Origin of the sequence: Saccharothrix sp. NRRL B-16348 (assembly GCF_001280085.1) — a bacterium.
GTDB lineage: Bacteria > Actinomycetota > Actinomycetes > Mycobacteriales > Pseudonocardiaceae > Actinosynnema.
Map to the genome: position 1 here is coordinate 78278 of NZ_LGED01000024.1, position 11416 is coordinate 89693.

Annotated in this window: 9 protein-coding genes; 5 read left to right on the forward strand and 4 right to left on the reverse strand. The window is 71.2% G+C overall.

All coding sequences use genetic code 11. From position 1 onward, the window contains the following. Positions 1 to 26: 26 nt before the first annotated feature. A complete protein-coding gene (ddaH, locus tag ADK67_RS05550; protein ID WP_082403238.1) occupies positions 27 to 905 on the reverse strand; it encodes a dimethylargininase in 879 nt (292 codons plus the stop codon). A gap of 75 nt (positions 906 to 980) precedes the next feature. Here ddaH and ADK67_RS05555 point away from each other — a divergent pair, with 75 nt between their 5' ends. From ADK67_RS05555 to ADK67_RS05570, 4 genes are all read left to right on the forward strand, one after another. Beyond that, entirely contained in the window at positions 981 to 1421 is a 441-nt protein-coding gene (locus ADK67_RS05555) for an Lrp/AsnC family transcriptional regulator (RefSeq protein WP_053715295.1), read from the forward strand. A 10-nt stretch (positions 1422 to 1431) separates the two neighbouring features. Then, positions 1432 to 2193 carry an enoyl-CoA hydratase gene (locus ADK67_RS05560; RefSeq protein ID WP_053715296.1) on the forward strand — a complete coding sequence of 254 codons (762 nt, stop codon included), beginning with the start codon at positions 1432 to 1434 and terminating at the stop codon, positions 2191 to 2193. Positions 2194 to 2412: 219 nt separating this feature from the next. After that, entirely contained in the window at positions 2413 to 4347 is a 1935-nt protein-coding gene (locus ADK67_RS05565; RefSeq protein ID WP_053715297.1) for a 2-oxoacid:acceptor oxidoreductase subunit alpha, read from the forward strand. Continuing rightward, positions 4344 to 5399 (forward strand): 2-oxoacid:ferredoxin oxidoreductase subunit beta, encoded by a 1056-nt coding sequence (locus ADK67_RS05570; RefSeq protein ID WP_053715298.1) that lies wholly within the window; start codon positions 4344 to 4346, stop codon positions 5397 to 5399. Before ADK67_RS05565 ends, ADK67_RS05570 begins: the two co-directional genes overlap by 4 nt. Positions 5400 to 5490: 91 nt before the next feature. Here ADK67_RS05570 and ADK67_RS05575 read toward each other — a convergent pair whose 3' ends face one another. Next, a complete protein-coding gene (locus tag ADK67_RS05575) occupies positions 5491 to 7527 on the reverse strand; it encodes a sunset domain-containing protein (protein WP_053715299.1) in 2037 nt (678 codons plus the stop codon). 257 nt (positions 7528 to 7784) lie between these two features. On the opposite strand from ADK67_RS05575, the gene rarD reads away from it, so the two are divergent. Then, complete coding sequence (gene rarD, locus ADK67_RS05580; RefSeq protein ID WP_053715300.1) at positions 7785 to 8648, forward strand: EamA family transporter RarD; 864 nt, start codon at positions 7785 to 7787, stop codon at positions 8646 to 8648. A gap of 169 nt (positions 8649 to 8817) precedes the next feature. Here the strand turns inward: rarD and ADK67_RS05585 are convergent, their stop codons facing one another. After that, positions 8818 to 9819, reverse strand: a complete 1002-nt coding sequence (locus ADK67_RS05585) for a polyprenyl synthetase family protein (protein WP_053715363.1) — start codon at positions 9817 to 9819, stop codon at positions 8818 to 8820. Between the two features lie 21 nt (positions 9820 to 9840). After that, the gene (gene nuoN, locus ADK67_RS05590; protein ID WP_053715301.1) at positions 9841 to 11415 is read right to left on the reverse strand and encodes an NADH-quinone oxidoreductase subunit NuoN; all 1575 of its coding nucleotides are present in this window, start codon (positions 11413 to 11415) and stop codon (positions 9841 to 9843) included. Position 11416: the final 1 nt, after the last annotated feature.

Consider the following 11416-nt stretch of genomic DNA (forward strand, 5'->3'; position numbering starts at 1 on the left):
GGGCTGACCAGCGTGCGGCCGAAGGATCAGTCGCGCAGCTCCATCGTGCAGCACTTCGGGCCGCCGCCGGACTTGCGGAGTTCCGAGATGTCCACGAAGACCGGTTCGAAGCCGCGGTGGGCGAGTTGGTCCGCCAGGGCCGTCGCCTCGACCGGCAGGACGACGTGGCGGCCGTCGGAGACCGCGTTGAGGCCCAGGCAGGCGGCGTCCTCGGCGGTCGCGATGACGGCGTCCGGGAAGAGCCTGCGGAGGACTCGGCGGCTGCCCGGCGAGAAGGCGTCCGGGTAGTAGGCGACCAGGTCGTCCGCCAGGACGAACAGGGCCACGTCGAGGTGGTAGTAGCGGGGGTCCGTCAGCTGCAGGGAGATGACCGGCACACCCAGGGTCTCCTGCGCCTCGGAGTGGGCCAGGGGGTCCGTGCGGAAGCCCGTGCCGGCCAGGAGGTACTTGCCGGTCCAGGTGAAGTCGCCCTCGGCCTCGTTCGTGCGCTCGGGCATGACGACGTCGCGGTAGCCGTTGGCCAGGAACCAGCGGCGGAAGTGGTCGGCTTCCGCGGCGCGTTGCGGCGCCCGGAAGCGGGAGCCGAGGACCTGGCCGTCGATGACCGTGCCGGAGTTGGCCGAGAAGACCATGTCGGGCAGCCCCGGCTGGGGCTCGATGGTCACGACCTCGTGCCCCAGGCGCTCGTAGGTCTCCTTCAGGGCCGTCCACTGCTCCATCGCCAACGACGTGCTGATCGGCTGCGTGGGGTCCATCCACGGGTTGATCGAGTACTCCACCGTGAAGTACGCGGGCGGGCACATGAGGTACCGACGGGTGGTCGGCACGCGCACCTGCGCTACGGGCGTGGTGACGTCGAGCACGATCGGCTCGTCACCGGGGCCCGCGAAGGAAACCGAGGTCATGGATCGAAATGTAGATTGCCGTCCGACCCCCGAACAACGCCGCGATATTGCGTCTTCTAGGGCACTATGTTGCGTGTGGACACGATCGACCAGCGAATCATTTCGCGCCTGATGGCCAACGCCCGCTCCAGCTACGCCGACATCGGCAAGGAAGTCGGCCTGTCCGCGCCCGCGGTGAAGCGGCGGGTGGACAAGTTGCTCGACACGGGCGTCCTGCGCGGCTTCACGGCGGTCGTCGACCCGGAGCAGCTCGGCTGGGGCACGGAGGCGTTCGTCGAGGTGCACTGCCGCGGCAACGTGGCGCCGCACGACATCCTGCAGCGCGTCGAGTCGATGCCCGAGGTGCGCGCCGCCTACACCGTCTCCGGCGCGGCGGACGCCATCGTGCACCTGCGCGCGGCGAACATCCACCACCTGGAGACCGCGCTGGAACGGCTGCGCGCCGTCGAGATCATCGAGCGCACCGTTTCGACTGTTGTGTTGTCCCGACTCTTGGACCGACCGCCGGCACCCTAGAGTCGCGCGCATGGCCGAAGTGCTCCTCCAACGCTCCGACCGCGTGGCGGTCATCACCGTGCACGACCCCGAACGCCGCAACGCGCTCACGCTCGACCTCTCCGAGCAGCTCGTGGCCGCGGTCCGGACCTGCGAGGACGACGCCGACGTGCACGCCGTCGTGATCACGGGCACGCCACCGGCGTTCTGCGCGGGCGCGGACCTCACCGCGCTGGGCGAAGCCCGGGAAGAGGGCCTGCGGCGCATCTACGCCGGGTTCCTCGCGGTGGCCCGCTGCACGCTGCCCACGATCGCCGCGGTCGGCGGCGCGGCGGTCGGCGCGGGCCTCAACCTGGCGCTGGCCTGCGACGTCCGGCTGGTGAACGCCCACGCGAAGTTCGACGCGCGGTTCCTGCAACTCGGCATCCACCCCGGCGGCGGGATGACGTGGATGCTGCACCGGCTCGCCGGTCCCCAGACCGCGACCGCGATGACCCTGTTCGGCCAGGTTTTGGACGCGGACGCGGCGGTATCCCACGGGCTGGCCTGGGCACGGGTCGACGGCGGGCACGACGAACTGGTCGACGCCGCGGTCGGGTTCGCGCGCCCGTCGGCCGAAGCCCCGCGCGAGCTGGTCCGCACGATCAAGGCGTCGATGCGCACCACCGCCGCGCTCGCCGACCACGCCCAGGCCGTGGACACCGAGCTGACGCCCCAGGTGGCCTCGATCGGGACACCGGAGTTCCAGGCGAAGCTCGCGGCGATGAAGGCCAGGATCAGCAGCCGCGAGTGACCTGGACAGCCACCTCGAATACCTGTAACTTTGAGTAACAGTTACCGGCCAGTATTACTCGATTACTGCCCAGTTGACGCCCCGCGCACCTGGTGGGACGAACCGTCCCGCACAGTGGTACGGGAGAAACCGGCACCTGTGCGAGCACGACTACCCTCGCGGAGGGGCACGGGGGCAGGAGCCCTCAGGCGGTTGTGAGGAAAGGGATCGGCGTAGGACATGACTACCGACGTTGGTAACGGCGCCGCGCCAGGTGGCTCGCCTGACCGGACCGGGCCCGGGCAGACCGAGCCCGGCAGGACCGGCACGGTCCGCAAGCTCGACCGCGTGGTGATCCGGTTCGCCGGCGACTCCGGCGACGGCATGCAGCTCACGGGTGACCGGTTCACCTCGGAAGCCGCCGCGTTCGGCAACGACCTCGCCACCCAGCCGAACTTCCCGGCCGAGATCCGGGCGCCTCAGGGCACGCTCCCGGGCGTGTCCAGCTTCCAGCTGCACTTCGCCGACTACGACATCCTCACCCCCGGCGACCGCCCCGACGTGCTCGTGGCGATGAACCCGGCGGCGCTCAAGGCGAACATCGACGACCTGCCCAAGGGCGGGATCCTGATCGTCAACACCGACGAGTTCACCAAGCGCAACCTGGTCAAGGTCGGCTACGCGGCCGACCCCCTCGAGGACAACTCCCTCACCGAGACCTACCAGGTGCACAAGGTCGCGATGGCCACGCTGACCATCGGCGCCCTGGAGGACACCGGCCTGGGCAAGAAGGACGCGGAACGGGCGAAGAACATGTTCGCCCTCGGCCTGCTGTCCTGGATGTACCACCGGCCGACCGAGGGCACGGAACGGTTCCTGCGCGAGAAGTTCGCCAAGAAGCCCGACATCGCCGAGGCCAACGTGCTGGCGTTCCGGGCGGGCTGGAACTACGGCGAGACCACCGAGTCGTTCGCGGTCACCTACGAGGTCGCGCCCGCCAAGCTCAACCAGGGCACGTACCGCCAGATCACCGGCAACACCGCGCTGGCCTACGGCCTCGTTGCCGCGGGTCAGCAGTCCGGGCTGCCCGTGGTGCTCGGCACGTACCCGATCACCCCGGCGTCGGACATCCTGCACGAGCTGTCCAAGCACAAGAACTTCGGCATCACGACGCTGCAGGCCGAGGACGAGATCGCGGGCATCGGCGCGGCGCTGGGCGCGTCCTACGGCGGCGCGCTCGGCGTGACGTCGACGTCCGGCCCGGGCGTGGCCCTGAAGTCGGAGACCATCGGCCTGGCCGTGATGACCGAGCTGCCGCTGATCGTCATCGACGTGCAGCGCGGCGGCCCGTCCACCGGCCTGCCGACCAAGACCGAGCAGGCCGACCTGCTCCAGGCGATGTTCGGCCGCAACGGCGAGTCGCCGGTCGCGATCGTCGCGCCGCAGTCGCCCGCGGACTGCTTCGACGCCGCCATGGAGGCCGCGCGCATCGCGCTGGTCTACCGCACGCCGGTGCTGCTGCTGTCCGACGGCGCGATCGCCAACGGCTCCGAGCCGTGGCTGATCCCGGAGCTGTCCGAGCTGCCCGACCTGGGCGTCGAGTTCGCCACCGAGCCGAACTCGCCGGACGGTGAGACGTTCTGGCCGTACCTGCGCGACCCGGAGACGCTGGCGCGGCCGTGGGCGGTGCCCGGCACGGCCGGTCTGCAGCACCGCATCGGCGGGCTGGAGAAGGCCGACGGCACCGGCAACATCTCCTACGACCCGGCCAACCACGACTACATGGTGCGGCTGCGGCAGCGCAAGATCGACGGCATCGAGGTGCCCGACGTCGAGGTCGACGACCCGTCCGGCGAGGCACGCGTGCTCGTCGTGGGCTGGGGCTCGTCCTACGGCCCGATCGGCGCGGCGGCACGGCGGGTGCGCAAGCTGGGCCTGCCGGTCGCGCACGCCCACCTGCGGCACCTCAACCCGTTCCCCAAGAACCTGGGCGACGTGCTCGCCCGGTACGACCGGGTCGTCGTGCCGGAGATGAACCTCGGCCAGCTGGCGCTGCTGCTGCGCGCCAAGTACCTGGTCGACGCGATCAGCTACACGAAGGTGCAAGGCCTGCCGTTCAAGGCCGAAGAGCTTCAGGACGTGCTCGCCGACGTGATCAAGGGAGTGTCCGAATGACGGCGACGGAACTGGGCCTGCCGACCGTGGGGGGTCTGGTCGGCGTTCCCACGGCGGACGAGCCGCAGAAGGCCAAGGACTACAAGTCGGACCAGGAGGTCCGCTGGTGCCCCGGCTGCGGCGACTACGTGGTGCTCAACGCCGTGCAGTCGTTCCTGCCCACGCTGGGGCTCAAGCGCGAGAACATCGTGTTCGTCTCGGGGATCGGCTGCTCGTCGCGGTTCCCGTACTACATGAACACCTACGGCATGCACTCCATCCACGGGCGCGCGCCGGCCATCGCGACCGGCCTGGCCGTGGCCCGGCCCGACCTGTCGGTGTGGGTCGTCACCGGTGACGGCGACGCGCTGTCCATCGGCGGCAACCACCTGATCCACACGCTGCGCCGCAACGTGAACCTCAAGATCCTGCTGTTCAACAACCGGATCTACGGCCTGACCAAGGGCCAGTACTCGCCGACGTCCGAAGAGGGCAAGGTCACCAAGTCCACGCCGCTCGGGTCGCTGGACCACCCGTTCAACCCGGTGTCGCTGGCGCTGGGCGCGGAGGCCACGTTCGTCGGGCGCGCGGTCGACTCGGACCGGGCGGGGCTGACCGAGGTGCTGCGGCAGGCCGCCGAGCACCGCGGGTCGGCGCTGGTGGAGATCTACCAGAACTGCCCGATCTTCAACGACGGCGCGTTCGACGTGCTCAAGGACGCCGACGAGGCCGCGCGCCGCATCATCAACGTCGTCGACGGGCAGCCGATCACGTTCGGCAACGGCGAGTACTCCGTGGTCCGGGAGGGCTTCGGCCTGGCCGTGGCCAAGTCGGCGGACGTCTCGCCGGCGGACGTCGTGGTGCACGACGCGTCGGACCTGAACCTGTCGTTCGCGCTGTCGCGGCTGTCGACGCAGGACCTGCAGCACACCGTCACCGGCGTGTTCCGCAACGTCGCGCGCACCACGTACGACGACGCGGCGCGGGCGCAGGTGGAGCAGGCCAAGGCCGCGAAGCCCGCGGACCTGCGCGCGCTGCTGCACGGCAAGGACACCTGGACCGTGGCCGGCTGAGTCCCGGCCGCCTCCGGCACGACGAAGACCCCCTGTTCCGCCTCCCGGAACAGGGGGTCTTCGCGCTTTCCCTCCCCAGGGAAGAGCGTGGTTACGGCGCTTGGCGGAAGCCCGCCTTCTCCGCGTCCGTCGTGGTGCGGAACCAGACGTCGGCGCGCGTCTCGCGGAAGTTCGCCGACTCGTTGGTGAAGTAGCGGCGGCCGGTCAGGGTCGCCTTGACCTGGAACTCCGGCGCGGGCGCCAGGCCGTCCGACTTCGGCAGCACGGAACCGGGGCCGAACGGCGAGCGCGGGTTGAAGCCCTCCTGCTGGCCCTGGAAGCGGGTGCTGCCGGGCGCGGCCTGCTGCCTGCCGCCGGTGCTCGGGCTGAACCCGACCGGCCGCGGGCGCACCGGGCGCGGTGGCGGCGGCGTGATCGGCTTCGGCGCGAGCGGTGCGGGCGGCGGCGTGCGCGGCGCCCCCGTTGGGCGGGTGGGCCGTTGCGGGAGGCCGGTCGGGTTCATCGGCAGGGGGTTGCCGGCCAGCAGCTCGGGCGAGAGCGTCGGCACGAACGGCTGGTCGTTGCCGGACGACGCGGACGCGGGGCGGGGCCGATCGGGCTCCGGCTCCTCGTCGTCGTCCTCCAGCGGCTCGAACAGGCTGCGCGGCCGTGCGGGCTCGTCCTTCTTCGGCTCCGGCTTGGGCGCCGCGGCCTGGTCGGAGCGGGCGGGCAGGGGCTGGTCGGCGTGCTGCGGCACGAACGTCGGCTCGAACGCGGGCGGCTCCGCCACCTCGGGCTCGGCGGCCGATTCGGGCACGGCGGGCTGGGCGGGCTCGGGCGCGGCAGGCTGGTGCGCGGCGGGCTCGGGCGGCTGGAACGCGGCCGGCTCGGGCGCGGCGGGCTGGAACGCGGGAGGCTCCGGCACGGCGGCGGGCTCGGGCTCGCGCGGCGGCTCGGCGAACCCGGTCTTCGGCTCCGCCGGCGCGGCATCGGACACGGCGCGGATCACGTCGGTCCGCGGGCCTTCTTCTTCGCGGACCTCGTCGCCCGGACGCGCGTCGCCGCGGTGGGGCTCGACCAGGTGGGGATCGACCGGGCGCACCTCGGTCTGCGCCTCGGTGTCGCGCGTCGGCTGCCGTCGTGCCTCGGGCCGGTGCGCGTCGTCGCGCGACAGCTGGTTGAGGAACGCCTCGTCGCTGGACGTCGGGCTCGTGGCCGGCTCGGACAGCTCACCGCGCGCCGACTCGACGTCCACCGGCGTGAAGTGGCCGGTGAGGTCGTGCTCGGGCCACACCTGCGGCTGGGGCTCCTCGGCCCGGCGCTGCTCGCCGTCCACCTCGGCGATGGCCTGCGCCAGCGCGGTGGCCGGGATGAGCGCCGTCTCCTCGGTGGAGTTCGGCCGGCGTTCCGGCTCGTCCTCCTCCTCGTGGCCAGCAGTGTCCACGTCCTCGTCGTAGACCTCCCGGACGGGCTCCTCGCGCCACACCTCGCGCGGCTGGAAGACCTCCACCTCCGGCGGCGCGGTCGGCTCCTCCACCCGCGGCGCGACCTCGGCGACCGGCGCGGCGGGCACCGCCGGCATCAGGTGCGTGGTCTCCGCAGGCAGCTCCGGCTCGTCGTCCGGCTGGTACGACCGCGGCTTGGGCTCCAGCGTCTCCCGGGAGTCCTGGCCCGGCGTCAGCCGCTCGAACAGGCTGCGCGGCGGCTCGGCGTCGAACTCGGGGAAGTCGTGCTGCTCCTCGAAGTCCGACAACGGCCGGTGCTCGTCGTCCAGCTCCTCCAGCAACGAGTCGCGCTGGTCGAGCTTCATGTTCGTCACGTCGTACCGGACCGGCTCGGGCGGCGCCTCGAACCGGGCCCGCTCGGCGGCGGGCTCGTACCGCGGCGGCTCGGGCGTCAGCACGTCGTCCGCCAGCGACCGGGACGCCTCGACGTGCCAGTTGTCGAACTCGTCACCCGCCTCGGCCCTCGGCGCGACCGAACTGCCCGACGACGAACCGGTGGCGGGACGCGGCGACGTGAGGAGGCGTTCCTCCAGGTCTGCCAGCTCGCGCTTCGCCGGACGCACCAGGACCAGCCAGGTGAGTGCGACGCCTGCCACGAAGGACAGCAGGCTCCACAGCCACACCTGCCCGAAGAGCGAACTCACGGGAGACCCTCCCACTGCTGCTTGTCACACACCCCGACACGCTCCGCTTCCGAGCCTTCACCCGGAAGGGGAAGCGGTGCAAAACTACCCTGACCGCCGGGTCCGGCGCGTGGGGCCGGCCGGACCTGTGGTCAAGGTTCGATAGTAGGCCACCTGGAGCAACTGACCAGCCAAAACGGCCGCGTACAGTAGCCCGTGTGCCGCCGTTGACCTCTGCACCCACTGCCGCGCCGGATGTTCACCGCACGAACCGTGGGATGGCCTTCGGCGTCGGCGCCTACCTCCTCTGGGGCATCGTGCCCGCCTACTGGCCGCTGCTCCAGCCGGCCGGTTCGGTGGAGATCCTGGCACACCGGATCGCGTGGTCCCTGGTCGTGATGGTGGTCATCACCGCCGTGCTCGGCCGTTGGGCGGGCATCCGCCGGTTGTCGGCGCGCGGGTGGGCGATGGTGGCCGCCGCGTCCGTGCTCATCGCGGTCAACTGGGGCGTCTACATCCACGCGGTCAACACCTCGCACGTCGTCGAGGCCGCGCTCGGCTACTTCATCAACCCGCTGGTGAGCGTGCTGCTCGGGGTGTTCGTCCTGCGCGAACGCCTGCGCCTGCCGCAGTACGTCGCGCTGGGCATCGCGGTGACCGCGGTCGTGGTGCTGGCCGTGGACTACGGCAGGCTGCCGTGGATCTCGCTGGTGCTGGCGTGCTCGTTCGGCGTGTACGGGCTGTTGAAGAAGACCGTGCCGCTGGACGCGACGGCGAGCCTGACCGCGGAGAGCGTCGTGCTGGCGCCGATCGCGGTCGGCTACCTGGTCTGGCTCGGGTCGGCGGGGACGTTCCACTCGGGCGGGTGGGGCCACGCGCTGTGGCTGGCGTCGGCCGGCCTGGTCACCGCCGTGCCGCTGATCCTGTTCGGCGCGGGCGCCCGCCTCGTGCCGCTGGTGACCATGGGGATGCTGCAGTACCTGGCGCCCGTGCTCCAGTTCGCGTGGGGCGTGTTCGTGATGCACGAGCCGATGCCGGCGTCACGCTGGTTCGGCTTCGCCCTGGTCTGGGTGGCCCTGGCCATCTTCACCGTGGACACCGTCCGCACCCACCGCCGCCTCCCCCTCCCCAACCTGACCTAACGGCGTGTCCTACGTTCCGAACACGCGTGTCCTACGTTCGGAACACGCGAGTTGAACGCTCAGGACCGGCGGGCCCAGTTCTGAGCGTTCAACTCGGGGTACGGGAATGTAGGACACGCGCGTTCCGAAGGTAGGACACGCCTGTTCTGGAGGTTCGACACGCGCGGGGTTAGTGGGAGCGGGTGACGACGTAGTCGCTCACGGAGGCCAGGGCGTCGCGGGGGGTGCCGGCGGGGAGGACGCTCAGGGTGGCGCGGGCGCGGGCGGCGTAGTCGTCCAGCGTGGCGCGGGCGCGGAGCAGGCCGGAGGAGGCGCGGAGGAGGGTCAGGGCCTCGTCCACCTCGGCGTCGTCCGTGATCGGGCCGGCCAGGAGCTTCGCCAGGCGTGAGTCCGGCTCGTCCTGCAGGGCGTAGAGCATGGGGAGGGTCTTGACGCCCTCGCGCAGGTCCGTCCCCGGTGTCTTGCCCGACTCCTCCGACGGCGAGGCGATGTCGATGACGTCGTCCGAGATCTGGAACGCCGCCCCGATCACGTCGCCGTACGCGCGCAGCGCCTCGACCTGCTCGGGCGTCACGTCGGAGAACATCGCGCCGAACCGCGCCGCCGTGGCGATCAGCGACCCGGTCTTCTCCGAGATCGTGGTCAGGTAGTGCGAGACCGGGTCCTCGCCGGGCCGCGGGCCCATCGTCTCGCGCATCTGGCCGGTCACCAGCTCGGAGAACGTCTCCGCGATGATCCGCGCCGCACCCGTGCCCAGGTCCGCGACCAGCGCCGACGCGTGCGCGAACAGGTAGTCGCCGGTCAGGATCGCGATGCTGTTGTCCCACTTCGCGTTGGCCGACTCCGCGCCGCGGCGCATGGTGGCCTCGTCCATCACGTCGTCGTGGTACAGCGTGGCCAGGTGGGTCAGCTCGACGACCGCCGCCGCCTTGATCACGCTCTCCCGGTCCCACGTGCCGCCGAACTGGGCGGACAGGATGGTGAACAGCGGGCGGATGCGCTTGCCGCCCGCGGACACCAGGTGCAGGGACGTCTCCATCACCGGGTGGAACTCGCTCTGCACGACCTTGTGCAGCAGCTCTTCCACCTCGGCCAGCCCGTCCTGAACCACCTCCGCGAGCACGGGGTCCTCAAACCGGAACCCCGTCCCCGCCCGCTCGCTACTGGTCACGGTCACAGAGCCTACGTACCACTAGAAGATGAACGTGCCGGCACCCGCCCAATCGAGCGCGAAGGACGGGAAGACGCCGAGCACGAGCGTGATCGCGGCACCCAGGGTGATGGCCACCGTGGTGAACGCGCCGGGCACGCTCACGGTCGGGCCGTCGGCCGCGGGCTCGCTGAAGTACATCAGCACGATCACCCGCAGGTAGAAGAACGCCGCCACCGCCGAAGCGACCAGGGCGATCACCACCAGCGGCACCATCTCGGCCTCCACGGCCGCCGCGAACACCACGAACTTGCCGACGAACCCGCTGGTCAGCGGGAGACCGGCCAGCGCGAGCAGCAGGAACGTGAACACGCCCGCCACCACCGGCGACCGCTTGGCCAGCCCCGCCCACTGGGACAGGTGGGTGGCCTCGCCGTCGCCGTTGCGCACCAGGCTGACGATGCCGAACGCGGCGATCGTGGTGAAGCCGTACGCCATCAGGTAGAACATCGTGCCGGACAGGCCCTGGTCGTTCAGCGAGATCGCGCCGATCAGCAGGAAGCCCGCGTGCGCCACCGAGGAGTACGCGATCATCCGCTTCACGTCGGTCTGGGTGAGGCCGAGGACCGCGCCGATCACCATGGACGCGATGGCCACGCCCCACAGCACGCCGTTCCACTCCCAGCTCGACCGCTCGAACGCGCCGTAGAGCACGCGCAGGATGCCGCCGAACGCGGCGACCTTCGTGCACGCCGCCATGAACGCCGTCACCGGCGTGGGCGAGCCCTGGTAGACGTCCGGCGTCCAGGCGTGGAACGGGCCGACGGAGGCCTTGAACAGCAGACCCACGATCAGCAGGCCGAAGCCCGCGTAGAGCAGCGTGTCGGACCGGTCGGTGGCGGTGGTGGCACTGGCGATGTCCGCCAGCTTCACCGAGCCCGCGAAGCCGTACAGCAGGGCCACGCCGTACAGGAAGAACGCCGACGCGAACGCGCCGAGCAGGAAGTACTTCACCGCGGCTTCCTGCGACAGCAGGCGGCGACGGCGGGCCAGGCCCGCCATCAGGTACAGCGGCAGCGACATCACTTCGAGCGCGATGAACATCGTGAGCAGGTCGTTCGCCGCGACGAAGGTCATCATCCCGCCGAGCGCGAACAGCGTCAGCGGGAACACCTCGGTCTGCATCTCCCGGCGGCGCAGCTGCTCGCGCACGCCGACCGCCGCGCCGGGCAGGATCGAGGCGTCCGCGACGAACGCGCCGCCCGGCTCGACCGACCGGTCCGCGATGAGCAGCACGGCGCCGAGGCCGAGCAGGAGCAGCGTGCCCCACAGGAAGATCACCGGGCGGTCGACCGCGACGGTGCCGGCCAGGGTCAGCTTGCCCTGTTCGAGGGTGCTCTCCGCGGACGCGTACAGCGCCAGCCCGGCGCCCGCGGCGGCGAGCGTGAGCAGGGTCAGCACGACCTGCGCCGCCCACCGCTGCCCCTTGGGCAGGAACGCCTCGAAGAGCACGCTGAGGCAGGCCGCGCCGAGGACGATCAGCAACGGTGCGACGGCCCCGTAGTCGATCTCCGGGGCTTGCAGCCGTTCCACGTTCTGCGAGAGGAACGTCGTCACG